This window comes from Flavobacterium filum DSM 17961, assembly GCF_000425465.1.
Lineage (GTDB): Bacteria > Bacteroidota > Bacteroidia > Flavobacteriales > Flavobacteriaceae > Flavobacterium > Flavobacterium filum.
On record NZ_AUDM01000007.1, the window covers coordinates 77,185 to 103,129 of the forward strand.

The following is a 25,945-nucleotide window of genomic DNA, read 5'->3' on the forward strand; positions in this document are numbered from 1 at the left end:
ATGGAAATGCAACAATTTTATTACGACAACAAAATTGTAAAGAAATTTCTCTACGCGTCAATCGTTTTTGGGGTAGTAGGGATGTTAGTGGGTCTTATTTTGGCCCTTATGTTTTTGTTTCCCAACATGACGGACGGAATTTCATTCCTTAGTTTTGGGCGACTTAGACCTTTACATACCAATGCAGTTATTTTCGCTTTCGTGGGTAACGCAATTTTTGCGGGAGTATATTACTCCATGCAACGTTTATTAAAAACCAGAATGTACAGCGATGTGCTGAGTAACATTAATTTCTGGGGATGGCAATTAATCATTGTTGCCGCTGCCATAACATTACCACTTGGTATTACGACCTCAAAAGAGTATGCCGAATTAGAATGGCCAATCGATATAGCTATTGCTTTAATTTGGGTAGTGTTCGGTATCAACATGATTATGACGATCATCAAAAGAAGAGAACGTCATATTTATGTTGCGATTTGGTTTTATATCGCCACGTTCGTAACTGTTGCTATTCTTCATATTTTCAATAGTTTAGAACTTCCTGTCTCTGCTTTAAAAAGTTATTCAGTTTACGCTGGTGTACAAGATGCATTGGTGCAATGGTGGTACGGACACAATGCGGTGGCGTTCTTTTTAACAACACCGTTTTTAGGTTTGATGTATTATTTTGTTCCTAAAGTGGCGAATCGTCCTGTATATTCGTACCGATTATCAATTATCCACTTTTGGTCGTTGATTTTCATTTACATCTGGGCCGGACCTCACCATTTATTATATTCTGCTTTACCGGATTGGGCTCAAAATTTAGGAGTTGTTTTCTCAGTAATGTTGATTGCTCCATCTTGGGGAGGTATGATTAACGGATTACTTACGTTAAGAGGTGTTTGGGATAAAGTAAGAACTGATGCCGTTTTGAAATTCTTCGTTGTGGGGATTACCGGTTATGGTATGGCAACGTTTGAAGGGCCGATGCTTTCGCTTAAAAATGTAAATGCTATTGCTCACTTTACTGATTGGATTATTGCACACGTACACGTTGGAGCTTTAGCATGGAACGGTTTCATGACGTTTGGTATGATTTATTGGTTGATTCCTCGTATGACGAAAACCAAATTGTATTCTGAAAAATTAGCCAATTTCCATTTCTGGATTGGAACGTTAGGTATCATTTTATATGCATTGCCACTTTATGTTGCCGGATTTACGCAAGCCTCTATGTGGAAACAATTCAATCCGGATGGAACCTTAGTGTATGGAAACTTCCTTGAAACGGTTACGCAAATCATGCCAATGTACTGGATGCGTGCCATTGGTGGAACACTTTATGTTACGGGTCTATTAGTATTGGTATATAACGTAATCAAAACAGTTGCTGCCGGTTCTAAAGTAGAAGATGAATTAGCAGAAGCACCCGCTCTTGCTGTAATTTCTTCAAGAAGAATGAAAGATGAAAAATGGCATTCTTGGTTAGAAAGAAGACCTATTCAATTTACTGTATTGTCATTAATAGCTATATTAATTGGTGGCATTATTCAAATTATACCAACCATTGTAGTAAAATCAAATATACCAACTATAGCCTCAGTTAAACCTTATACACCATTAGAATTAGAAGGGCGTGATTTATACATCCGCGAAGGTTGTGTGGGTTGTCACTCTCAAATGATTCGTCCATTCCGTTCAGAAGTGGAACGGTATGGTGACTATTCTAAAGCAGGGGAATATGTATATGATCATCCATTTTTGTGGGGTTCAAAACGAACAGGACCTGACTTACATCGACTGGGAGGAAAATACAATGATAATTGGCATTTTAATCACATGTGGGATCCGCAAAGTACTTCACCGGGATCAATTATGCCTGGTTATAAATGGTTATTTGATAATAAAGCAATGGATTATTCTCAAATAGAGAAAAAAATGGAAGTAATGGTTACACTTGGTGTTCCATACACTCCGGAAGATATTGCGAATGCTAGAAAATCAATTGATGAGCAAGCTGCTCAGATTGAGAAAAATTTACATGCTGATCCTGATTTTGTAAAATCGTATGAAGAAAGTAAAAAGAATGCAGCTACTCGTGGTGAAGAATTTGTAGCCATGAAAGACAGAGAAATCACAGCTCTTATTGCATACCTACAACGTCTTGGTACGGATATTAAAGTAAAAGAAACCGCTCAAAAATAATTGTTATGCTCAAGTTTATTAAAGGCCACATGGACAGTATCTCTGGGATAGAGGTTTATCCGATTATTTCGCTGAGTATTTTCTTTATCTTCTTTGCTTTACTTTTATTTTGGGTATTCACTTATAGCAAAGAAAAAATAAATGAATTGAGTGATATACCATTAAAAGAAGATAATTAGTTAACCTTATTATACGTAAAAAATGAAAAAATTAATTCCATCATACGTTAGAGTTCCATTAATTTTTGCCCTTGTTTTAGGAGGAATGGAATATTTTATTGACTCGGGAGACAAGCCTGCATTTGTAGAGTATCCCATGGTAGCCTTATTTTTAGGTGTGTTTTTGTTCTTATTGATAGCAATTGAAATTGTAGTAAGTGCAGTAGATAGAGTAACCTATCATTTGTTAACAGAAGAACAAAAACAACAATTGGAGCAAGCACAATCTATTCCATTTACAGAAAGTGCTTTTTATCAAAATTGGATAAAAAAACTTACTCGTTCAAAGGAAATAGATGAAGAACATGATGTCATGCTTAATCATGACTATGACGGTATTAAAGAACTAGATAATGTATTGCCACCATGGTGGGTATATTTGTTCTATATAACTATTATTTTTTCCTTCGTTTATTTAGTAAGATTCCATGTTATTAAGGAGTATGATCAAGCATCTGAATTTGAAACTGAAATGGCAATAGCGAAAGCAGAAGTTGAAAAATATAAGTTAACTGCTCCAGATTTAATGGACAAAGAAAAAGTGACTTTGTTAACAGATGCTACAGCTTTAGCAGAAGGGAAGAAAATTTATGATGCAAATTGTATGGCTTGTCACAAAATCGATGGTGGTGGATCAATTGGTCCTAATTTAACCGATGAACATTGGATTTTAGGCGGTGGAATTAAAAATGTATTCAACACCATTATGGAAGGTGGTCGTGAAGGTAAAGGAATGGTGCCTTGGAAAGCTACCATTAAACCTTCAGACATTCAAAAAGTAGCTAGTTATGTGCTTTCACTCCAAGGAACCAATCCGAAAGATGCAAAAGCACCGGAAGGAGATGTTTGGGTGGATGAAAATGCTCCTAAAGCAGATGCAAAAGCAGATTCAACTACTACTTCAACAGAAGTTGTAATGAAATAAAAATAAATCCCGGATGTAATTCCGGGATTTATAAATTTAAAAATCAAGGTATGAGCAAGTTACCTGACGAAAGTTTTAGAGATAGCATCGGAACTATCAATAAAGAAGGAAAAAGAGCTTGGATTTTTCCCAAAAAACCCAAAGGATATTTTTATGATAAAAGAAAGTTAGTAAGTTACTTTTTGTTAGTTTTCTTATTTGTTGCTCCTTTTGTCAAAATTAACGGACATCAGTTTTTGATGTTCAATGTATTGGAAAGAAGATTTAATATTTTCAGTTTTCCTTTTTGGCCACAAGATTTTCATTTGTTTGTCATTTCAATGATTATCGGAGTGGTAGGATTAGCACTATTTACCGTAGCTTTTGGTAGAATTTTCTGCGGATGGTTTTGCCCGCAAACTATTTTTATGGAAATGGTTTTTCGCCGTATCGAATATTGGATAGATGGTGACAGAGGAGCACAAATTCGTTTAGCAAAACAAGAATGGAATGCAGAAAAAATAAGAAAAAGAATCACCAAATGGATCATCTTTTTTATCTTTTCTTTCTTAATAGCCAATGTGTTTTTAGCCTATTTGGTAAGTAGTGATCGGTTGTTGTTAATGATTAAAGAAGGACCCGCTTTACACACCAGTACGCTTGTTGCGTTGTTAATATTTACTGCGGTTTTCTATTTCATTTTTGCATGGTTTAGAGAACAAGTATGTATCATCGCTTGTCCTTACGGAAGAATGCAAGGCGTTTTATTAGACAACAAATCCATAAATGTAGCCTATGATCATGTTCGTGGAGAAAAAGAAATAGGACGAGCCAAATTTAATAAACAAGAAGACAGAGCATCTACCGGAAAAGGAGATTGTATTGATTGTAAACTTTGTGTACATGTTTGTCCAACAGGAATTGATATTCGCAATGGAACCCAATTAGAATGTATTAATTGCACAGCCTGTATTGATGAATGTGATACCATCATGGAAAGTGTTGGGTTACCAAAAGGATTAATTCGCTATGCTAGTGAAGATGAAATTGTAAAAAAAGAAAAATTCGTCTTTACCACCCGAATGAAAGGTTATACCGCCGTGTTAACCATTTTAATTGGCGTGTTGATCGGTATGTTGTTTTTGAGAAATGATGTGGAAGCTACTGTATTGCGATTACCCGGTCAATTGTTTGAACATAAAGGTGAAAATATCAGTAATGTTTATACCTATAAAATTGTAAACAAAACCACCAAACAATTTGACAATGTGACCTTTAAATTAATTGAACCCAAAGGTGAAATTATTTTAGTTGGAAATCCATCCATCAAAGTTAAACCGGATGGAATTGCTAAAGGAACTTTATTTATCGAAATTAATCCGGCCTACATTGAAGGAGATAAAATTAAATTGAAAATTGAAGTATATGATGGCGAAAATCTTATTGAGACCGCTACCACCAACTTCATGGGACCAAGAAGCTTTAATTAACGAAATAGCTTAGCTACTCAGTAACTCAGCTACTCAGAAACTTAAAAAAAAATGAAAATTAATTGGGGAACAGCAATCGTAATTGCATTTGGATTGTTTATGACATTCATCTTATTCTTTGTTTTCAAAGTGCAATCGGATAGTAAATATGATAATGAATTAGTAGTTCAAGAATATTACAAACAAGAACTCGTTTTTGAAAAACAAATGGAAAAAGAGCAAAATGACAAAAATTTAGCTCAACCCGTTCAAGTAACTTCTCAGGAGGAAGGATTAAAAATTGTTTTTCCTGAAAGTATGGATATACAAAAAATCAAAGGAAAAGTGTCCCTTTACAGACCGTCTAACCAAAAACTGGATTTTGATGTTCCGATTTCATTTTCCGGTCCACATTTGCTCATACCTAAAAGTAATTTGGTAGGCGGTCGCTGGGACATTTCTATTGATTGGACGTATGATGGAAAAGAAATTTTAACGAAGAAAACAATTTATTTATAGAAAGTTGTCCGTTATCCGTTGTCCGTTATCAGACAACCGACAACCGACAACAGATAACCGACAACCGACAACAGTCATGCTCTATACCGCTCTCATATTCGGATTAATCAGCAGTTTTCATTGCATCGGCATGTGTGGACCAATTGCCATGATGATTCCTGTTGATCGAAATAATGCAGCGAAAAGAATCATCCAAATCTCTCTATATCATTTGGGAAGGTTATCGGCTTATGCCATGCTAGGATTGTTTTTTGGGATGTTGGGGAAAGGTTTGTTCTTAGCCGGATTACAACAACAATTGTCAATCATCGTAGGTGTATTAATGATTTTGTTTGTTATTATTCCAGAACGGAAAATGGCTCAATACAATTTTTCAAAACCCATTTACAAAATCATTTCAAAAGTAAAAAGTCATTTAGGAGCTCAATTCAAAAGAAAAACATTTGATGCTTTATTTACCATGGGATTACTCAATGGTTTTTTACCATGCGGAATGGTGTATGCAGCACTTTTTGGAGCCATTGCCATGCAAAATGAATGGATGGGAGCAACCTATATGATCTTATTCGGATTAGGAACTATCCCGATGATGAGTGCCGTGGTGTTAATCGCGAATTTTATTACAGTACCTGTTCGCAATAAAATTCAAAAAATGATTCCCATCATGGTATTCATCATCGGTAGTTTATTCATCATGAGAGGAATGGGGTTGGATATTCCTTATCTATCGCCTAAAACCACATCATTAATCGTTCAAGCCAATCCGAATTGTCATTAAGATTTTTAGTTTTTCAGTTTTGAAAACGAGCAACCTTTAAAAGTTGTTCGTTTTCTTTTTATAACCTGATGAAAGTCATGTTTTAACTGCTTATTTAATCCGAAATTTATAGTATAATTTCTAAATGAACAGTTATGTTACAGTTTGACAGTAAACACGTAAAAAATGTAGTGCTACTGGGTCACACCGGTAGCGGTAAAACGACATTGGCAGAAGCCATGTTGTTTGAATCAGGAATCATTAACCGAAGAGGTTCCGTTGAGGAAAAAAATACGATTGCCGATTATACCGACATTGAACATGAAAAAGGAAAAACGCTTTTTTCTAAATTGGTCAATTCAAAATGGAAAGGCTATAAAATCAATATGATAGATACTCCCGGATATGATGATTTATCAGGTGAGATTATCAGTGCGATGCGGGTTTCCGAATGTGGTGTGATGCTTCTCAATGCTAGAATGGGAGTAGAAGTTGGAACCGATATTATTTGGCAATATACCAATGAATTTAAACTTCCTGTTATTTTTGCGGTAAATCAACTCGATCATGAACAAGCCGATTTTGATAAAACGGTAACCGAAGCCAAAGCTCATTTTGGCAATCAATTGGTTATTGTTCAATATCCGGTTAAACAAGGACCCAATTTTAATGCGGTAATTGATGTTCTGAACATGGTGATGTATCAATTTCCTTCCGATGGTGGAAAACCGGAAAAACTTCCAATTCCGGATGCGGAGAAAGAAAAAGCAAAACAATTGCACCAAGAATTGATTGAAACCATTGCTGCAAACGACGAACGTTTAATGGAAAATTATTTTGAAAAAGGAGAATTAAACGAAGACGAAATGAAATTGGGCTTGCATCATTCGTTAATCAACCATGAAATTTTTCCGGTTTTCTGTGTTTCTGCTAAGCAAAATATGGGAGGAGGAAGATTGATGGGTTTTATTGATAATGTTTGTCCGTCCGCCTATGAAATGCCTCCTCAATTGACTATTGACAACCGTGAGATTCCATGTGATGAGCAAGGGAAAACTGCCATTTTTATTTATAAAACCGTTTCTGAACCGCATGTGGGCGAGTTGAGTTTCTTTAAAGTATTGTCCGGAACAATAAAAGTTGGAGACGAACTGACTAATGAAGAAACCGGACAACTAGAAAAAATCATGCAATTGTTTGAAATGGAAGGCAACAAACGAATCGCTGTAGATGAATTAACCGCCGGAGATATTGGAGCAACACTAAAGTTAAAAAATACGCATACCAATAACACCTTGCATGAAAAAGGTTTCCCGATATCAATTCAACCAATTCAGTTTCCTACTCCAACTTTTGCAATGGCGGTAGAAGGAACCAAAAAAGGAGAAGAAGAAAAACTTTCAGCTGCATTGCATCAATTGGTGGAAGAAGATCCAAGCATTATTGTTGAAGTTTCCGCCGAATTAAAACAAACCATTATTCATTGTCAAGGCGAATTGCACATGGCTGTTATCAAATGGAAATTAGAAAATACGCATAAATTATCGGTTGAATTTAAAAAACCAAAAGTAGCCTATCGGGAAACCATTCAAACCGAAGCAGAAACCACGTATCGTCATAAAAAACAATCGGGTGGGGCAGGGCAGTTTGGTGAAATTTCAATGAAAATATTCCCAATTACGGCAGATAGTGAAGAGCCAAAAGGCTATCCTATTCGGGGTAAAGAAGAAATTGATTTACCTTGGGGAGGAAAATTAATCTATTACAATTGCATTGTAGGTGGAGCCATTGATGCCCGTTTTCATCCTTCTATTTTAAAAGGGGTGATGGAAAAAATGCAAGAAGGGCCACTCACCGGTTCCCACGTTCAAGATGTTGGAGTTTTGGTTTATGATGGAAAAATGCACGCGGTTGACAGCAACGATTTGTCGTTCAAAATTGCCGGTATGATGGCGTTTAAAGAAAATTTTGTTAATGCCAATCCACAATTATTAGAACCAATTTACGAGGTTATTATTGTGACTCCCGACGAAATCACAGGTGGAATCATGAGTGCCATTCAATCCCATCGCTCAATGGTAGAAGGCATGGATGCAGAGGGTCATTTTACTAAAATTAAAGCCTTAATTCCAATTGCGGAAATGCATGATTTTATGGGGACTGTTCGTTCTTTATCACAAGGAAGAGCCAAATTAAGTATGAAATTTTCACATTATGAAAAAGTGCCTTATGAAATGCAGCAGCAATTGATTCATACTTTTAAAGAAGAATTACAAGAAGTGTAATTTTAAATAGAAATGAAACGTAAAGCCCGATTTGTGTCGGGCTTTTTTAGTAAAATGGCTTAAAATCATTCAGTTTTGATTCATTTGGGAATTTTTGTAATGTTTCTTCTAAATGTGTTTTACCTTCCTTGCATAGCAAATTGTCATATCTGCATAAATAACTATACGCTAAGCATATTCTGTAATGAGTTGAAAAATTATTTGAATCGAGTTCTAATGCTTTATTATATTGAAAAAGAGCGTTTTCAAATTTCCCTTGGTTTAACCATTCATCGCCATCTTCTATGTAAAAGATGAATTTTTTACTGATTGAATCTTGAAATGTCTCACTTTTTTCTGTTAATTGTTTATTTTCAATAGATTTATCATTTCCAAAAAGGTGATAAGTTAACCCAATAGCCGGTATTGAAATAAGGAGAAAAAGTAAGACACTTAAACGTAAAGAAGCTTTTTTTTCATTTATCAGTTTTATTCTTATTTCTTCTAATAATTCAGGAGAAGCGGTTTTATAATCGACAAATTCTTCTTCCTCTTTTTCATGAGTTGAACCAATATAATCCTTCTTAGAAGAGAACATAGATTTCTTCTTATCAAGTTGATATCGATTAAATTTCATAACAGTATTCAAATATTGAACACCACCAAATCCACCCATGATAAAAAGAGTTTATATGGGTTTTACGCTAAAAAGAATAAATTAGTTACAAAAGGTATAAGAAATAAAAATCAAACCGTCATCGAAAACAATTTGGTTTCCGGTAGTTTTCGTGTCATGCGTAAATCAAAAGCCATGCAAATATTGCGGATAAAGGCTTTTCCTTTTTCAGTCACTGTGAGCGAATGGTTGGTAATGATGACTAATCCGTCTTCTTCCATTTCATGTAATCTTTCAAGTACTTGATTGATTTCTGAGAAATAATAGCCGTATTCATGCCATGATGTATGCAACTGACACATGATATTCAAAATATGTTTGCGAATGATTAAATCTTCATCCGTTAGTAGATGGCCTCTAAAAACAGGCAATTCGTTTTGTGCCAAAGCATCATAATAGTCTTCTAGCGTTTTTACGTTTTGTGCAAAACTATACCAACTGTCACTAATCGATGAAACGCCTAAACCAATCATCACTTGAGTTTTGGAAGATGTGTAACCCATAAAGTTACGATGTAGTTTTCGTTCGTTAAACGAATGATATAAACTATCGGTTTCTAATGCAAAATGATCCATCCCAATTTCGTGATAACCATTTTCCGAAAGTCGTTTTTTACCAATTTCATACAACAGTCGTTTTTCTTCATCTTTTGGTAAATCTTCGTCTCTAAATCCTCGTTGTCCATTTCCTTTGATCCACGGAACGTGAGCATAACTGTAAAAAGCCAATCGATCGGGCTGAAGCGAATTGGTTTTGTCAATCGTATCAATTACATCTTCAATAGTTTGAAAAGGTAATCCGAAAATCAAATCGTGGCCAATCGAAGTATAACCAATTTCTCTTGCCCAAAAAGTAACTTTTGCCACATTATGAAACGATTGAATCCGATGTATTGCTTCTTGTACTTTTTGCGAATAATCTTGAACGCCAAAACTCACTCTTCGAAAACCTAAATCAAATAATTTTTGGAGGTGTGCTCTGGTGGTATTGTTCGGATGTCCTTCAAAACTAAATTCGTGTTCAGGATGAATAGCTGCATTTTCAAATAAACCATTTAACAATCGCTCTAAATTTTCAGGAGAAAAGAAGGTTGGGGTGCCGCCTCCTAAATGGATTTCTTTGATAATAGGTTTTTTGGGCAAGAGTTCGCAATACAATTCCCATTCTTTTAATACGGCATCGATATATGGATGTTCCACATCATGTCGTTTCGTGATGCGTTTGTTGCAACCGCAAAAGGTGCATAAACTTTCACAAAAAGGCAAATGAATATACAAACTAATTCCTTCCGCATGATTGGATTCAGTAAAAGAATGAATCAAGGTTTCTTTCCATTTTGAAAGTGAAAAATCTTCTTCATTCCAATACGGAACGGTAGGGTAGCTTGTATACCGTGGTCCGGGAACATTATATTTTTGAATTAAGGTCATTTTGCCAACGTTTTAAACTGTAAAAGTTAAGATTCCATGCATTTCATTTCCTCTTAACTTGAACAGAATGAAGTAAAAATACAAGTCAAAGGTAAAAGGAATGAACTGCAAAAAAAATGATAATTGTCATACAGTCAATACAAAAAAACTCTCCTTTTTGGGAGAGTTTTTTTTAATTATTTAATTCGTTTGTTGATTTCAAGAAACCATTTTTCTGCAAACTGATTGTCTCTGAAATAAGCCGTTTGAATTGGCTTTTCATATTCAAAATCGTAGAATTTCAAGATTTGATTTGTTTTATTTTTGAGGTTTAAAATCAATTCAACTTTTACCACAAAGTCCTTTTTTTGATTAAAAGACGAATCAATTTGACTTTTCATTTCACAAGTGGATACTTCATGTAAATCAACAAATTGAGCAGTTTCCGGTTGTGCATTAAAATCAACAAAAACGAGTTTGTTTTTTTCGGGATGTAAAGCAACAACTTTACTGTTTTGAAATTCTCGAATTGAAAATTGTTTTGGATTTTCGGGGCAATTTAATGCTATGATTTCATTAATTTTTGACTTTTTAATTTGTTGATTTCTCATCAACATGATGATTGGGAAAAAGGTAATTAACAATAAACCTAACCCAATTATTGTAGTGGATGTTTCCATTTTTTTATATTTTTAGAATTGAAAATTGAGCTGTAACAAGAATTACAGCTTGAATTAATAGATACGGTTCAATTCAATTACCAAAAAAAATGAAAAGGATAGAGTAGTGTAGAAACTTTATCACATCGGTTGTGATCTTGACGGGACAAAAACGTTTTAAACTTTGATATAAAAACGTTTTTCTTTACTTCAACATATAATGAAGTAAAATCGAATATAAAAACGGTGTTGTTTTTATAGAAATGTTGAATGGAATGCTCCGTTATAGTCTGTTTAAGACCTACTACTTTTACATTTTCAACCGTATGAATGGAAGAAGGCGAACTAATTTTATGCTCAAGAAAATATGAATTATCTTTAACACTCCAAAAAAAGAGCATCAATAGACTCGCTAAAGCGAAAGCATTTTTAATCCATTTCATGGTGCAAATCTACTATTAAAATAGCAATAGAAAGTTATGAATATCATAAAAAAATGCCATCTCTTTGAAAGATGGCATTTTTACTATTCTTGGTTCAAATTCCTAAGTTGTTTTAACTTGTCTTTCCAAGTTTTCAACTCATCTTTGTGTTTTTCAATGTTTTTCAACACTTCTTTTACCAACGGATTGTCTTTTTTAGCATTCGTAAAAAACTGAATATTGTTTTCTAATTGGAAAATTTCAGACTGAATTTCGTCAATTTTTCGAATGATGAAAATTTTCTCATTTTCTAACTTTCTACTGTCATCTGCTCCGGCTAGTTGTTCAAGTTTGTTAGAAAAACGCATCATGTCGCCTTCTTTTTTGCTCAAACTTAATTTTTCAAAAAGAGCGTCTAATACTTTATTGAATTTTCCTTCAATATGTCTTCTTGAAAAAGGAACTTTTCCAAATGATTTCCATTGTTCAATGTGTGCTTTAATAGCATCTAAATCCGCTTTGTGTTCACCGGTCAATTGGAAATCTTTTAAACTATCCAAATAAGCTTTCTTTTTATCAAAGGCTTCAACTTCCTCTGAATTAGCTTCGTTTCTGGAAGCTTTTAATCGGTCAAAATAATGATTGCAAGCCGTTTTGAATTCATTCCAAACTTTATCAGAATATTTACGAGGTACATGACCAATTTTTTTCCAATCTTCTTGAATTTGTTTCATCAATGGAGTGGTAGCAGCGAAATCTTCACTTGCACTCAATGATTTGGCTTTTTCAACCAATGCCATTTTTTGATTCAAATTGTCATTTTGTTCCTTCTTGATGTCTTTATAAAAAGAATTTTTATGAGCATTGAAATCACGAACTGCATTTTTGAAAGCCGCCCACATGTCTTCATTTACTTCATTTGGCACTTTTCCGGCGGTAAAGAATGCATTGCGTAATGCTTCCACTTGGTCAATCAGTTGTTGCCATTGTGAATGTGCTGTTACGGTTACTTTTGCTAGAGCTTCAATTTCGGCAACGATACCTTTTTTCTTCTCTAAATTGGCATTTTCTTTTTCGCGTTGGTTGACAAACAAACTCTCACGTTTGTCGTGCATTTGCTTTGTTAATGCACTAAATTGATTCCAAATGGCATCACGGTGTTCTTTGTCAACCGGGCCAATATCTTCTTTCCAAATGCGGTGTAAATCTTGTAATTCACGGAAAGCTTTTGTAATATCTTCTTCTTGAATTAATTCTTCTACACGAGCAATAATTTTCTGTTTTTGCTCTAAATTATGTTTGAAATCAATGTCTCTCGCTTCACGGTCTAAATGAAGATAATCGTAAAAATTTTCTACGTGGAAATGATAATTATTCCAAACGTGGTTGTATTTATCTCTAGGAATCGGACCAATGTTTTTCCATTCGTCTCTTAACTCATTAAAGTGTTTTAAAGTATCTTTAATGTTCTCTTGCGGATTGATGAGGTTTTTTATTTCTTCAACAATTGCCAAACGTCTGTTTAAGTTGGCTTGTAAATTATTTTGAATGCTTTTAAAATGAGCATTTTGTTTTGACTTAATTTGTTTGTATAACGTATCAAATTTTACTTTCAATGGAAAATGATAGTCGAATTCTTCATTGCTTTCCTGATTTTCAGCTAGAAATTCTTCTTTCTTTTCGTCAATAAAATGATTGTATTTGGCTAAAAATTCTTTTTTAATTTCCTCAACATGGTCTTTAACAGACATTACTTTATCTACAACAGCAAGTTTTTCTAATTCGTCAACCAACACTTCCATTGATAAAGAAGCATAATCCAGCATCGGAATTTCATGACGATCTTTCAGCGTTTCATCTTCACTTTCTTCTGCATTGCTTTCGTCAATAGCGTTAAGAACTTCTTGATGCTCATTTACTTTTTCAGTTGCAACTTCTTCAACAGCGGATGCTGGAGCTTCCTCAACTTCATCAGCCACAGTTTCATTGCTTTCTTCTTCAATTGTAGCAATCGATTCTTCTACTTCATCGGCAATAACCGATTGAGCTTCTTCTTGTTGAGCGGTGTTTTCTACATTTCCATCTGTCTCATTTTCTAATGACGACAGGTTATCATTCTTTTCTTCTAACATCGAAATAATGTTTTAAGGTTCATATTATAGTGGCGAAAGATACTAAAGTGTTCTGAAAATACAAAGGAATAAGGCTATTAATGCCGTTTTTAATCAATAGTTTTCTGATTGAACTACATTTATTTTCTAAACGTAAACTGAAATTATCTATTCATTCCAAATTTTCCATCCTTTTTCGGCTTGCAAAACCAACATTTCATAACCGTTTTTAGTTTGAGCATTTTTTGCCTTGGCTTTTTTAAGAAAAGTAGTTTCTTCCGGATTATAAATCAAATCAAATGCAATATGCTCTTCCGTAAAGAAATCATAAGGTATTGGCGGACATTCTTCAAGGTTAGGAAAAGTTCCAAGTGGTGTGCAATTAATAACGATTTGGAAATTGTCAAAAGTTGTAGCATTAATATATTTATAATCCAATGCATTTTCTTTTTTACTTCGGGAAACAAAAGTGTATAAAATACCTAATTCTTCTAAAGCATACGCAACAGCTTTTGATGCTCCACCGGTTCCTAAAATCAAAGCTTTTTTGTGATGAGGTTGCAATAGCGGTTGTAATGATTTTTTAAAACCATAATAATCGGTATTGTAACCTTTTAGTTTTCCTTTTTTAGTGATTTTGATGCAATTAACGGCTCCTATTTTTGCTGCTTTTTTACTCAGTTGTTCTAAATAAGGAATAATTTTTTCTTTGTAGGGAATGGTGACATTTAATCCTTTTAGCAATGGATTATTTCGGATTATTCCGGGAAATTGGGTAATGATTTGCAAGTCAAAATTTTCATACGAACAGTTCAGCAGCCCTTCCTTTTCAAATTTATCGGTAAAATATTTTTTTGAAAAAGAATACCCAATGTTTTTGCCAATTAAGCCAAATAATCTAGTGTTTTCTGGTTTTTGCTCCATACCATTCCAATCCTAAAACAAGTAAAATACCCATAAAAATATAAAAAACCGCCCAAAAAGTATCCATTGTTAATTCAGGCAAGTAACGTTTATAAGTAGCTATGATTTGATTACCATTTCTATCCAATAAAAATTCACCTTTATGAACAGCAAAAACCTTATGTTTCCATGGCCAAACAACTCCTAATGAACCTATGATAAAGCCTAAAATAGAAGCATAAGTCACTTTTTTGAAATGCTTAATTAAGTAACTTAAAAGATTAGAAAAGGTAACCAAACCTGTCACAGAACCAAGCGTAAAAGAAACCAAAACTTTAAGTAAATGAATTCTAGCCGGATTGTGAATAAAACTAAAATCACCCGAAAACATATCGGCAATAGTATCATAAAGCGAGTTAACAGAATCAACGAGAAGTAAAACATAATTTCCCATTAACATCATGATAAATGAACCCGAAAGTCCGGGAAGCGTCATGCCGGAAACACTTATGATTCCACATAAAAAAACAAAAAGTAAGTTTGAATTTTCAGTTGCCGGATCAAAAAAACTGATGCTGATGCCAACCAATGTTCCAATTACTAATGCTGTTCTGGAAGTTTTTGACCATGCTCCTTCAAAATCTTTGTTGATATAATAAATAGAACCGATTATCATTCCGAAAAAACAAGCCCAAACTTGAATTTCATATCGAGTAAGCAAGTAATCCAATATTTTAGAAATACTAAAAAAACTGATGACAATTCCAAGTATCAAAAGCGATAAAAAAGGGCCATTTATGTAACGATACAAACTTTTAAACCTTCCTGCGATTAAAAATTTGAACGCTGTTTTATTGATTCGTTTAAAAGAATAAATAAATTCTTCATAAAAACCTGCTACAAATGCCACAACACCACCGGAAACTCCGGGTATTTTATTGGCAAGTCCCATGGCAATCCCTTTCAGGACTAAGAAGATTTTATCAGATAACGAACGTTGGACTTGCATTTATTTTGAAAATTTAACGGCTACTTTCTCAAGTATAAAGATAGTTAAAAATCCTAAAATCATTAATACAACTGCAAAAACGAGTTGATTGTCGCCTTCAAAATGTGTAGGTAAAATGCTTTTTTCCAGAAATGGTACTTCTTGTCCATGCGAATCAATACGGGTGGAAATCACTTTTTTCCATGGCCAAACTTTATTTAAGGAACCAAGCATGAAGCCGGTAAGTACGGCCAACGTTACATTTCTATAATTATCAAACATCCAATGTAAAACTTTTGAAAATAATTTTAATCCCAAAATTGCCCCTAAAGCAAAGGTGCTTAATTTTAGAATCGCATTGAATAATTGAGACCAATTAAGTGATGTTAAGCCATCTCTAAATTCATTTATCGTACCAATCACAACAGCATAAGAACCCATTAATAATAAAATAAATGCTCCGGATATACCAGGTAAAATCATAGCAATGATGGCTATAAAACCTGATAAAAACAGATATAAATAACTATCCGGTGAAGAAACCGGTTCAGCAATGGTTATGTAATAGGAAATTGCCGTTCCAATGATAAACGCAATCCAATTAATGATTGAAAATTGCGTAATTTGTTTTCCAATAAAATAAATACTGGCAATCACTAATCCGAAAAAGAAGGACCAAACCAAAATGGGTTGAGTAGCCAATAAATGTGTAATAACTTTTGAAAGCGTCAAAATGCTTACTGCAATTCCGCTGACTAATGACAATAAAAAACTACCATTTATTTGCTGCCAAGCAATTTTGAATCCATTTTTTTTCCACGATGAAAAGAAACTAAAATCTACTTTATTGATGCTGTCAATCAATTCTTGGTAAATACCAGAAATAAAGGCAATTGTTCCACCGGAAACCCCAGGTACAACGTCGGCGGCACCCATTGCAATCCCTTTCAGGGTTATGAATAAATAATCGGGAAATAGTTTTCTCATAAAAAAAGCGTTCCGTTATAGAAACGGAACGCAAAGTAAGGATTTTTTTAGAATTATTTTTGTTGAAAGGTTAAGATTTCAAATGTTTTTTGATGATTTGTTGCACTTGTTTTTTCTCCCAAACAATTGGAAATAATTCTTCCAATAAGGTTACATGTTTTGCATTTAAATGCAAGCCTTTTACCAAATGGAAAGTAGCTTTTTCTTTTTCGCCCATCATAAAAAACATGCCGGCTAAACGAAATTCAATTTCATATTCATCCGGAAAAAATTCATTTGCTTGTGTTAAAGTTGAGACCGCATTATCAAATTCGCCTAAAAACTGGAGCAAATCAACCCAAAATAACCAAGTGTCTAGATGTGCATCCCCGAATTCAACCGCTTTTCTATAGCCTAATTCCGCTTCTTCGTAAAAATTCATTTGACGGTTGATGGTCGCATATCGTTTCCAATACAATTGATTTTCATTGTCAATCGCTAAAGCTTTGTTCACATAAAACAACGCTTTTTGATAATTTTTCATCCGAATATAAAAATCGGTTATCGCTATCCAACCTTTGTCTAATAAAGGATCTTCATGAACGGTTTGGTTGTAGAATTTTAGGGCTTCGGCTTTGTTGCCTAATTTTTCATGGCATTTTCCAATGCGTAACAAAACATAAGAAGTTGGTTCTTCAAATTCAATCGTTTGTTCGTAGGTTTCAATTGCTTCCTCGTAACGTTTAAGTTTTTCTAACGATTTGGCTTTTTCAACAAAAGCACCTATAAATTCATCATCGATTAAGGTAGCATAATCAAAACAACGCAAAGCATTTTCGTAATTTTTTAAGGCATAACTCAGCCTTCCTTGTTGATGCCAAGCAATTTCACTGTAAGGATTTCTTTCGATATATTTTTCTAAATAATCAATCGCTTCTTGAATTTGATCTAAAAATTCAAAACAATACACCACATTATAAAGAGCAGATTGATCTTCAAAATCTTCTTCAAGGCATTTGATAAAGTTATATTTGGCCAATTCTAAATTATCCATAAACAGATATTCCATGCCCATTAAATTATAAACATCGGCATAATCATCGGTATATTTTAACGCTTTTTCTAATTCTAGAATCGCTTTATCGTGTTGGTCTCTTTTAGAAAAAATATTGGCTTTTTGGATATAAATTTCTTCGTTGTGGGGTTCAATGGCGTAGAGTTCATTGAGCATTTTTTCTGCCATATCCAGTTTGTCATCATAGATAAGCATTTCAATCTGAACCAATTTTAAACCGGTTGATTTTGGATGTTGTTCAAGAGCTAATTTCAAGGCTTTTTTGGCCAGAGATGCCTTGCCCATGTCAAGATAGTGAAGGATGATTTCTTCAAATTCTTCCGAATCAAAAAAGAAAACTTTATTGGTTTTCAACATCGATTCAAACCTTGACAAGGATACGTTGTAATCGTCTTCTTCGTGACTTAAATGCATACCCGTTTTATTTAAAATTATCCTTCACTAAAAGTAGGAAAGGATTGCTCTGATTCTATTTTTTTGAAAGATTGTTGTAAACAATTTAATTAACAGTTTTTTTAAGGTAATTGGTGATGGGTTGTTAATACTCAAAACCTATTACCCATTACCTTTAACCCATTACCATTTCGTCCAAGGCTTCTAATAAAATACTACAACCTTCTTTAATTTCTTCTTCTGAAATGGTTAATGGTGGTGTAATGCGAATGGCTTTACCTTCAAACAATAACCAAAATAAAATTAACCCTTTGTCTTGGCATTTAAAAATGACTTCGTTGGTTATTTCCGGCGAGTCAACCATTGCAGCCAACATTAACCCTTTTCCTCTTATTTCTCTTATCAAAGGGTGAACCAAAAGTGAACGAAACAGTTTTTCTTTTTCTAAAGCTTGAGGCATTAAGTCAGTTTCCAGTACTTCTTGCAAAGTAGCTAAACACGCAGCTGCAATTACAGGATGTCCTCCAAAAGTAGTGATATGGCCTAATTTTGGGTCGTGACTTAATAAATCCATGTATTCAGCTTTGGCCGTAAAAGCTCCCACCGGCATGCCACCGCCCATTCCTTTTCCCATGATGACAATATCAGGTACCAAATTATAATTTTCAAAGCCAAACAGTTTTCCTGTTCTACCGAAACCGGGTTGAATTTCATCTACTATCAACAAGGCACCAACCTCTTCACAGCGTTTTTTTACTTTGGCTAAAAAATCATTTTCCGGTTGAATAAAACCGGCACCACCTTGAATACTTTCTAAAATAATACCGGCCGTTTTAGTGGTTATTTTATGAATATCTTCTTCATTATTAAACGTAATAAAATCTACATCGGGAATTAACGGACGAAAAATTTGTTTTCGTTCTTCAAATCCCATTACGCTCATTGAACCCATCGTGTTGCCATGATAAGCATTAAAGCAAGAAATCAGTTGACTTCTTCCGGTTACTCTTCGGGCGAGTTTTAACGCACCCTCTGTTGCTTCCGTTCCTGAATTGACCAAATACGTTTTGTTGAGTGGATCGGGCATGTGTTCTGCCAACAATTTACAAAAGGCGACTGCAGGATGTTGAGCATATTCGCCATACACCATTACATGTGAATATTTGTCTAATTGGTCTTTAATGGCTTGGTTAACACGCGGATGTTGATGTCCCAAACTACAAGCCGAAACACCGGCAACAAAATCGAGGTATTTTTTATTATTCGTATCGTAAATATAACTTCCTTTGGCATACGAAACCTCCAACGCCAGGGGGTAGGGCGAGGTTTGAGCTTGGTATTTTAGGAAATCTTGTTTCATTTGGGTGAAAGGTTATAGGTAATGGTTAATAGGTGATGGGTAATAGGTAAATGGTAATAGGGATGAACATTATTTTCCAAACTTTACTCGCAACCCGTAACTTTAAACTAACTATCTTTTTTCTTTTCTTTTTTTTCTTCCGTTTCTAAGGTTTCTTTTCGAATTTCCATAGGAACAACTTCTTTTTCGTCTTCTGCCTTTTTGTCCTTTTGCATTTGTGCATCATATTCCAATTCTTCGAGAGGGAAGATGTCTTCTTTTGTTTTGATACGTTCGTCGCCACGCCAAATGAAACCTTTTAATTTTCGGGCATTTTCAGGTAAATCTTTTTCGGGATAAATATCTCCTTCCACTTTTTTGAAAAAAGTAATTGCGTCTATTTGGTTTCCGTCAAGCGTCATGTTAATACTGCTGCTCACGGTCTTATCAATGCCAATCAATTCGTTTTCATCGTTTCGCATAAAGTAAATTACTTCTGTGTTTTTGACTACATCTACTTCATACAATTTATTGTCCCGAAACTTTCCATATAGATTTTGACCTTTAACTTGATTAAAGCCTGTTCCGAGTGTGTCTTTAGAGGCAATAAAAGTATTGTTGAACACAATAAGCGAATCCAATTTTTCGGTTTTCTTATTTGAAATCAAATGCATAATATCGCCAGTCATTTGGTTTTCATAGTTCCACATGACCGGATTTCGGATTAGTTTAGTGATGCCGGTTTTTTCGTCAGAGTGAAGGGAATCACATTTTCCACTCATATCTATTTTAAAGAAACGAACATTGTTAAACGCTCGAACGACTCTGTTTTCCGGTTTTCCGGTAACGATTAGTTTTTTACCGTGTATATAAAGTGTATCTTTTTCAACCAATGTCATGGCCACTGCTTTTCGGGTCATCATCAACGAATCTTTGTTGCGATAGACCTCGCCATAATGACCTTTGACGATACTGTTATTGATGGAATCTGTCACTTTTACATTTCGGGTAGCGGAGGCAAATTCTCTGTTTCTATCGTAGTAAAGACTATCGCCTTCAATTAATCGATTGTTGTATTTGATGTAGGAATTTTTGACAAAATGAGCAAAGTTTTTCTTTGTGTCATAAAAACCTTTTTCGGTATAAATGTAATTTTCTTTGCTGGTAATGGTGGAAGGACCAAAAAGATAGGCATGACCTACTTTTTCATAGTAATCCAAATGGTTGGTTTTTATGACATATTTTGGATTGGTAATGGTTACTGCATTTCTGAATTGGTACATTTTTCGTTGCACTACATACGTACCGGATTGACTGACCAAAACATTTTCTTTATCGGTAATAGTACCACCTGTTCTGTAAAAAGCTTGTTGGGAATTTCTATCAAAGTTTAATACTTCAGATTTTAAGGTAGAACTTGGAGAAGTCATGATGACATTACCGGAGGCATACGCTTGTTTGTTTTCACCATTATATTCGGCATAGGTGCTGGTCATTTGAATGGTATCGCCTTGCGTCATTCGTACATCTCCAAAAGCTTTGATGTAATTTTCTTTTTTAAAGAAATAGGCTTTATTACAAAACATTAAAGCACCATCGTGGCTCACCCGAACATTACCGGAGAGAAGAATAGCATCCGGATACAAATCTTGGTCAACGTCGGCAAATTCTGAGTATTCAACGATAATTTCTTTACTTTTTTGAGCAAAAGCAGAAACAAAAATCAATAAGAAACCAGCAAGAATGATTAATTTTTTCAATCTCAAATTTTTGTCAAAATTACTAAAAACGCTGATACTACAATGGTTGTTTAGATTTATTTAAGGAAGTTGATTTTTTAAAGAAAATAATTGAATGTAAGTAAAATCAGAATTACTTTTAAACAGGAAATAAATAGATATATTTCCCCTAAAACGTCCCCTGAAATAAAAAACCCTGTAAAATCAAGGTTTTACAGGGTTTTTTGTGGAGTCGGAGAGAATCGAACTCTCGTCCAAACAAGCAACCAAAGAGCTTTCTACGCGTTTATCCTTTGATTGGATTTTCGACAAAAAGCAAGGCCAAAGGCAGCCACTTCTTGCTTAGCTTTATAGTTGTCAGAAGGGATTTAAAGCTTTACCCGTCCTAGGTTTATTTTTACGGTTCCCCTGAATCAAACGCCACAAACCAAGGCTTCTGAGGAGAATCTAGCTTCTCGTCCTTGACGAGACTAGGCAAATCTTACTATAATTCAGATTAAGCAGCTAAAGCGTAATTATTTTCGCCGTTTATAAAGTGTGAACCTTGATATTTACGAGCCAAATGTCCAATGCTCGACGTGCTTACCGTTTAGTTCCACCTGCTGTCAAAACCGGTCGACCCCTTTTTTCAGTTTTCAGTTTTCAGTTGTCAACTCAGCCACTCAGCCACTCAGCCACTCACAACAAAAACCAGTCCACAAATATACAATTTAAATTGTCAAATATAAAACTTGTCTGTATAAACCAATAATGTTATATTTGGAACAATTTTTAAGATTTACCATAAAAATATCACAAATGACATTTGGCATCATCAAAGAACGCAAAAATCCACCTGACAGAAGGGTTGTATTTACTCCTGAAGAATTAATTCGGTTACAGCAACAATTTCCGGAAGCAAAAATTAAAGTAGAAGCTTCTGATATCAGGGTTTTTCCGGATGCAACATATCAAGAAGTTGGTTTGGAAGTGACTACTGATATGGCAGATTGTGATGTTTTAATAGGGGTTAAAGAAGTGCCAATTGACGCTTTGATTCCGAATAAAAAGTATTTTTTCTTTTCGCATACCATTAAAAAACAACCGCATAATCGTAAGTTGTTGCAAGCTATTTTAGAAAAGAAAATTGATTTATATGATCATGAAACGATTGTTGATACTCAAAATCGTCGTTTAATCGGTTTTGGACGTTATGCTGGAATTGTGGGAGCTTACAACGGATTGAGAGGTTTTGGAATCAAATATGAACTGTTTACTATACCTAAAGCTGAATCGTTAAACGGAAAAGCAGAATTGATTACTAAATTAAAGCGTCAAACTTTTCCACCAATAAAAATTGTTTTGACCGGAAAAGGCAAAGTAGGAATGGGAGCTAAAGAAATTTTAGATGGAATCAAGTTCAAAGAAGTTTCTGTTGAAAATTTCCTCACTAAAAAATATTCTGAACCTGTTTATGTGCATATTGACGTATTAGATTACAACAAGCGAAAAGACGGTAAGCGATTGGATAACCAAGATTTTTATGCACATCCGGCTGAATATATTTCTGATTTTGAAAGATTTACGAAAGTAGCGGATATTTTTATGGCCGGACATTTTTATGGCAATGGTTCGCCGGAGATATTGACTAATGAAATGTTGAAAGCTGTAGATTGTTCGTTGAAAGTAGTAGCTGATATTTCGTGTGATGTAGATGGGCCAATTGCCTGCACAATCAAAGCTTCAACTATAGCCGACCCGTTTTTTGGTTATTTACCTTCTACCAGAGAAGAAGTTCCTTATATGCATCCGGGTTCCATTATGGTCATGAGTGTTGACAATTTGCCATGTGAACTACCCAAAGATGCTAGTGAAGGTTTTGGTGAAATGTTCATGGAACATGTAATTCCTGCTTTTTTTAATGGAGATAAAGATGGTATTTTACAGCGAGCTAAAATCACTGAAAATGGAAAACTTACGCCACGTTTCAGCTATCTTCAGGAGTATGTAGATGATTTATCGCCAGTTTTAAAATAACTACAGTATTGAGCAGGTGGTTTAATCCAAATTGTTTTTTACATTTGGAAAATGAAACTTGCTTTTATGAAAGGTAAATTTTTAATTTGGTTATTACTTTTTATTTCCTCTGACTTTGTTGCTCAGGAACTTCTTCCATTTGTAGAAAATTTTACAAAAACTGATTACAAAGGTGATAATCAAGTGTGGAATCTCACTCAAGGTGAAGATAAAGCCTTTTATTTTGCTAACAATCATTATTTATTACGGCATGATGGAGTAAAATGGGAACGTTATTCGTTACCCAATAAAACCATCATTCGTTCTGTGTTCGCTCATCAAGACAAGATTTATTGTGGTTCTTATAATGAATTTGGTTATTGGAAAAGGGAAAAGGGTAAAATGCAGTATTTTTCACTTTCTAAAGGGAAGAATTTTTTTAAAGGAAGTTCTAAAAATGAAGAAATATGGAAAATTTTTCGTGCCAACAACAAACTGTATTTTCAATCGTTTAATGAACTTTATATTCATGAAAATCAAACGATTAGAAAAGTGGAAATTCCTTTTTTAATCTCCTATTGTTATGTGATTGATGAACAAATTTATGTGGCTTCTGTTAACAAAGGTGTATATCTTTTTGATGGAAAGCAATTTACACTTCTAAGAAAGTGGGATGCAATTTATAATAATGTAATTCACGGAATCGATAGAAACCAAAAAAGCACCTACATCTTTACCTTAAAAAATGGAGTTTTTGTTGAGCAAGGAAATGGATTAACAGAATGGACACATCCTTTGAATGCAATCCTTAAAAAAGAGGGAATCAATGCAGCCCAGTTTTATAAAAAAGATCAATTAGTAATTGGTACGGTTTCAAATGGGGTTTATATAGTTCAGTTGAAGACCGGAGATTACATTAAAATTGATCGAAATAATGGGTTATCAAATAATACCATTTTAACTATATCAGTTGATCAGGAAAAGGATATTTGGCTTGGGTTAGATAATGGTATTTCACACTTAGAAATCAATTCACCCTTTCGAATTTTTTCTGATAAAACGGGTGAACTAGGCAGTGTTTATGCTATTGCAGCAACTTCAAGCGGATATTTATTAGGCTCGAATCATGGAGTTTTTACATATCAAAATAAACAATTGGAATTTTTAAACGGTTCTCAAGGACAAGTTTGGAATATACAGCAGATTGGACAACAATATATTATTGGTCATAACGAAGGTACTTTTTTATTGGATAAGAACCAGTTTAAAAAAGTTAATCCACTGAATGGAGGATGGCAATTAAAGAGAGACATCGCTGTCCCACGTTTTATTCAATCCAATTACTTAGGCATTGCTTTTTTTAGTGAACATGATAATTTCACTTCATTTAAACGTTTGAATACGGTGTACAGACCCATTAAAGATTTTATTCAAACCGGACCAAATGAAATTGTTGCTTCTGACAGTTATAGGGGACTATTTAAAATAAAATATGATCAAAATCTAGAGGTAGTTTCCTATGTTAATTTAACAGAAAAGAATCGGATTAGTAATGATTTTGGGGTAAAAATATTTCAGTACAAAAGTGAAGTGTTGTACTATATTCACTCAGAATGGTATGTTTTAGACCATGTTACAGATGTTTTGAAAAAGCATGAATTATTTAATAAACATTTTAAAGGAATCAGTGAAATTATTCCTATTGATGACTCAAGTTTTGGTATTTTGAAAGATAATTTGCTTTATATTATAAATCAAAATGAGCAACATTTTTCATGGAAATTAATTGCTCCAAAATATTATGAAGGAAAAATTGTAAATAATGATACCCGAATATTTAATTTTAATCATCAGTATTTACTCAATTTAGACGATGGTTTTTTGCTTTTTGAAACTAATAAAAATGATTTTACTAAACAAAGTGTTACAATTGAGGCGTATTTGAATGGTGAATTGATTGAAAATGAGACTAAAATACCCTATAACCAAACTTTGGAATTACATTTTCTGTCTGATTTTTATGGAAACAAAAAAACCACCTTGTTTTATCGACAAAATGAATCCGTGCTTATTCCTCTGACAGAAGGAAAGTTAGCTTTGAATAATTTAGCAAGTGGGCAAAATAAAATTGAAATTTTTTATACCAATGGAGTGGATTATGTTAAAGCTAATGAATTTACGTTTTATGTTAAAAAGCCTTGGTATTTATCGTTTTGGATGATTGTATTGTATTTAACCTTTATTGGCCTTATTTTGTTTATATATTATCGTTGGAACAAAATTAGGTACCAAGAAAAGCTAAAATTAAAAGAAGAAGAACTAAAGCATCATAAGCAGATAGTTGAATTGGAGTTGGAGGCAGAGAATAAGCTGAAAATTCAAGATTATGAAAAGCATATTTTAGAAATGCAAATTCAATCAAAAGCATCCGAATTAGCAGGTAAATCATTATCAATAGCCAAACAAGGTGAAATGATTGAAAGTATAAAACGCATTTTGGAAAATGAAAATGAGATGTTACAATTGAAAAGTAAAATTCGCAAAGTGATAAAGGTAAACGCTCTTAACAAAAAGGAGTGGGAGAGTTTCGAGAAAAACATTTATCAAAGTCATGATGATTTTGTTCAGCGATTGACAAAACGTTATCCACAATTAACTTCCAAAGACATTAGACTTTGTATTTACTTAAAAATGAATCTATCTTCTAAAGAGATTGCTCCTTTAATGAATATTTCTTATCGAGGAGTTGAACTACATCGATACCGACTTAGAAAAAAGATTACTCTTGATGCTGATGTAAATCTTTCAACATTTATGATAAATCTATAATTTTCTGAATTATTTTAAATAATTAGAATTTTTCAGGTGTTTTAAATAGTAATCTATTACTACATCATTTATACATCATTTAGCTTTTTTAACGATGTATTCATATTCGTTATTTTTGTA

Annotated in this window: 20 protein-coding genes and 1 other RNA gene; 9 read left to right on the top strand and 12 right to left on the bottom strand. The window is 33.9% G+C overall.

Going from position 1 to position 25,945, the window contains the following annotated elements; all coding sequences use genetic code 11:
* The 7 genes from ccoN (at position 1) to H601_RS0104825 (ending at position 8,342) form a co-directional block, all read left to right on the top strand.
* Positions 1–2,190 carry a cytochrome-c oxidase, cbb3-type subunit I gene (gene ccoN, locus H601_RS0104800; RefSeq protein WP_026710447.1) on the top strand — a complete coding sequence of 730 codons (2,190 nt, stop codon included), beginning with the start codon at positions 1–3 and terminating at the stop codon, positions 2,188–2,190.
* A gap of 5 nt (positions 2,191–2,195) precedes the next feature.
* Positions 2,196–2,369, top strand: a complete 174-nt coding sequence (locus H601_RS16310; protein ID WP_084139930.1) for a CcoQ/FixQ family Cbb3-type cytochrome c oxidase assembly chaperone — start codon at positions 2,196–2,198, stop codon at positions 2,367–2,369.
* A gap of 22 nt (positions 2,370–2,391) precedes the next feature.
* Positions 2,392–3,333 carry a cbb3-type cytochrome c oxidase N-terminal domain-containing protein gene (locus tag H601_RS0104805; protein WP_026710448.1) on the top strand — a complete coding sequence of 314 codons (942 nt, stop codon included), beginning with the start codon at positions 2,392–2,394 and terminating at the stop codon, positions 3,331–3,333.
* A 50-nt stretch (positions 3,334–3,383) separates the two neighbouring features.
* A complete protein-coding gene (gene ccoG, locus H601_RS0104810) occupies positions 3,384–4,802 on the top strand; it encodes a cytochrome c oxidase accessory protein CcoG (RefSeq protein ID WP_026710449.1) in 1,419 nt (472 codons plus the stop codon).
* Positions 4,803–4,853: 51 nt separating this feature from the next.
* Complete coding sequence (locus H601_RS0104815) at positions 4,854–5,300, top strand: FixH family protein (RefSeq protein WP_026710450.1); 447 nt, start codon at positions 4,854–4,856, stop codon at positions 5,298–5,300.
* A 76-nt stretch (positions 5,301–5,376) separates the two neighbouring features.
* Positions 5,377–6,078, top strand: a complete 702-nt coding sequence (locus tag H601_RS0104820) for a sulfite exporter TauE/SafE family protein (RefSeq protein WP_026710451.1) — start codon at positions 5,377–5,379, stop codon at positions 6,076–6,078.
* A gap of 134 nt (positions 6,079–6,212) precedes the next feature.
* A complete protein-coding gene (locus H601_RS0104825; protein WP_026710452.1) occupies positions 6,213–8,342 on the top strand; it encodes an elongation factor G in 2,130 nt (709 codons plus the stop codon).
* Between the two features lie 46 nt (positions 8,343–8,388).
* Here the strand turns inward: H601_RS0104825 and H601_RS0104830 are convergent, their stop codons facing one another.
* From H601_RS0104830 to ssrA, 12 genes are all read right to left on the bottom strand, one after another.
* Entirely contained in the window at positions 8,389–8,997 is a 609-nt protein-coding gene (locus tag H601_RS0104830; protein WP_026710453.1) for a tetratricopeptide repeat protein, read from the bottom strand.
* 71 nt (positions 8,998–9,068) lie between these two features.
* Entirely contained in the window at positions 9,069–10,427 is a 1,359-nt protein-coding gene (gene hemN, locus H601_RS0104835; RefSeq protein ID WP_026710454.1) for an oxygen-independent coproporphyrinogen III oxidase, read from the bottom strand.
* 176 nt (positions 10,428–10,603) lie between these two features.
* On the bottom strand, positions 10,604–11,086 hold the full coding sequence (locus H601_RS0104840) for a hypothetical protein (protein WP_026710455.1): 483 nt from the start codon (positions 11,084–11,086) through the stop codon (positions 10,604–10,606).
* Positions 11,087–11,163: 77 nt separating this feature from the next.
* A complete protein-coding gene (locus H601_RS0104845; RefSeq protein ID WP_026710456.1) occupies positions 11,164–11,508 on the bottom strand; it encodes a hypothetical protein in 345 nt (114 codons plus the stop codon).
* 83 nt (positions 11,509–11,591) lie between these two features.
* Positions 11,592–13,619, bottom strand: coding sequence for a DUF349 domain-containing protein (locus tag H601_RS0104850; protein WP_026710457.1), 2,028 nt, complete (start codon positions 13,617–13,619; stop codon positions 11,592–11,594).
* A gap of 147 nt (positions 13,620–13,766) precedes the next feature.
* The gene (locus H601_RS0104855; protein ID WP_026710458.1) at positions 13,767–14,522 is read right to left on the bottom strand and encodes a shikimate dehydrogenase family protein; all 756 of its coding nucleotides are present in this window, start codon (positions 14,520–14,522) and stop codon (positions 13,767–13,769) included.
* Positions 14,497–15,510 (bottom strand): DUF368 domain-containing protein, encoded by a 1,014-nt coding sequence (locus H601_RS0104860; protein ID WP_026710459.1) that lies wholly within the window; start codon positions 15,508–15,510, stop codon positions 14,497–14,499. Before H601_RS0104860 ends, H601_RS0104855 begins: the two co-directional genes overlap by 26 nt.
* Positions 15,511–16,476 carry a DUF368 domain-containing protein gene (locus H601_RS0104865; RefSeq protein WP_026710460.1) on the bottom strand — a complete coding sequence of 322 codons (966 nt, stop codon included), beginning with the start codon at positions 16,474–16,476 and terminating at the stop codon, positions 15,511–15,513.
* A gap of 70 nt (positions 16,477–16,546) precedes the next feature.
* Entirely contained in the window at positions 16,547–17,944 is a 1,398-nt protein-coding gene (locus tag H601_RS0104870) for a tetratricopeptide repeat protein (protein WP_026710461.1), read from the bottom strand.
* A 154-nt stretch (positions 17,945–18,098) separates the two neighbouring features.
* On the bottom strand, positions 18,099–19,283 hold the full coding sequence (locus H601_RS0104875) for an aspartate aminotransferase family protein (protein ID WP_026710462.1): 1,185 nt from the start codon (positions 19,281–19,283) through the stop codon (positions 18,099–18,101).
* A 107-nt stretch (positions 19,284–19,390) separates the two neighbouring features.
* Positions 19,391–21,022, bottom strand: coding sequence for an OstA-like protein (locus H601_RS0104880; RefSeq protein WP_026710463.1), 1,632 nt, complete (start codon positions 21,020–21,022; stop codon positions 19,391–19,393).
* 203 nt (positions 21,023–21,225) lie between these two features.
* Positions 21,226–21,624: a transfer-messenger RNA gene (gene ssrA, locus H601_RS16315) on the bottom strand.
* A 175-nt stretch (positions 21,625–21,799) separates the two neighbouring features.
* Between ssrA and H601_RS0104885 the strand changes: the two genes are divergently transcribed.
* Both H601_RS0104885 and H601_RS0104890 read left to right on the top strand, forming a co-directional pair.
* Positions 21,800–23,017 (top strand): NAD(P)-dependent oxidoreductase, encoded by a 1,218-nt coding sequence (locus H601_RS0104885; protein ID WP_026710464.1) that lies wholly within the window; start codon positions 21,800–21,802, stop codon positions 23,015–23,017.
* A gap of 66 nt (positions 23,018–23,083) precedes the next feature.
* The gene (locus tag H601_RS0104890; RefSeq protein WP_026710465.1) at positions 23,084–25,825 is read left to right on the top strand and encodes a helix-turn-helix and ligand-binding sensor domain-containing protein; all 2,742 of its coding nucleotides are present in this window, start codon (positions 23,084–23,086) and stop codon (positions 25,823–25,825) included.
* Positions 25,826–25,945 lie beyond the last annotated feature (120 nt).

Excerpts from the sequence above, each read along its gene's own strand:
- H601_RS16310 (WP_084139930.1), top strand. The coding sequence starts at position 2,196 with ATGCTCAAGTTTATTAAAGGCCACATGGACAGTATCTCTGGGATAGAG.
- H601_RS0104890 (WP_026710465.1), top strand. The coding sequence starts at position 23,084 with ATGAAAGGTAAATTTTTAATTTGGTTATTACTTTTTATTTCCTCTGAC.
- hemN (WP_026710454.1), bottom strand. The coding sequence starts at position 10,427 with ATGACCTTAATTCAAAAATATAATGTTCCCGGACCACGGTATACAAGC.
- H601_RS0104860 (WP_026710459.1), bottom strand. The coding sequence starts at position 15,510 with ATGCAAGTCCAACGTTCGTTATCTGATAAAATCTTCTTAGTCCTGAAA.
- H601_RS0104815 (WP_026710450.1), top strand. The coding sequence starts at position 4,854 with ATGAAAATTAATTGGGGAACAGCAATCGTAATTGCATTTGGATTGTTT.
- H601_RS0104805 (WP_026710448.1), top strand. The coding sequence starts at position 2,392 with ATGAAAAAATTAATTCCATCATACGTTAGAGTTCCATTAATTTTTGCC.
- H601_RS0104885 (WP_026710464.1), top strand. The coding sequence starts at position 21,800 with ATGACATTTGGCATCATCAAAGAACGCAAAAATCCACCTGACAGAAGG.
- ccoN (WP_026710447.1), top strand. The coding sequence starts at position 1 with ATGGAAATGCAACAATTTTATTACGACAACAAAATTGTAAAGAAATTT.
- H601_RS0104820 (WP_026710451.1), top strand. The coding sequence starts at position 5,377 with ATGCTCTATACCGCTCTCATATTCGGATTAATCAGCAGTTTTCATTGC.
- H601_RS0104865 (WP_026710460.1), bottom strand. The coding sequence starts at position 16,476 with ATGAGAAAACTATTTCCCGATTATTTATTCATAACCCTGAAAGGGATT.
- H601_RS0104840 (WP_026710455.1), bottom strand. The coding sequence starts at position 11,086 with ATGGAAACATCCACTACAATAATTGGGTTAGGTTTATTGTTAATTACC.
- H601_RS0104825 (WP_026710452.1), top strand. The coding sequence starts at position 6,213 with ATGTTACAGTTTGACAGTAAACACGTAAAAAATGTAGTGCTACTGGGT.
- H601_RS0104830 (WP_026710453.1), bottom strand. The coding sequence starts at position 8,997 with ATGGGTGGATTTGGTGGTGTTCAATATTTGAATACTGTTATGAAATTT.
- H601_RS0104845 (WP_026710456.1), bottom strand. The coding sequence starts at position 11,508 with ATGAAATGGATTAAAAATGCTTTCGCTTTAGCGAGTCTATTGATGCTC.
- H601_RS0104875 (WP_026710462.1), bottom strand. The coding sequence starts at position 19,283 with ATGAAACAAGATTTCCTAAAATACCAAGCTCAAACCTCGCCCTACCCC.
- H601_RS0104850 (WP_026710457.1), bottom strand. The coding sequence starts at position 13,619 with ATGTTAGAAGAAAAGAATGATAACCTGTCGTCATTAGAAAATGAGACA.
- ccoG (WP_026710449.1), top strand. The coding sequence starts at position 3,384 with ATGAGCAAGTTACCTGACGAAAGTTTTAGAGATAGCATCGGAACTATC.
- H601_RS0104870 (WP_026710461.1), bottom strand. The coding sequence starts at position 17,944 with ATGCATTTAAGTCACGAAGAAGACGATTACAACGTATCCTTGTCAAGG.
- H601_RS0104855 (WP_026710458.1), bottom strand. The coding sequence starts at position 14,522 with ATGGAGCAAAAACCAGAAAACACTAGATTATTTGGCTTAATTGGCAAA.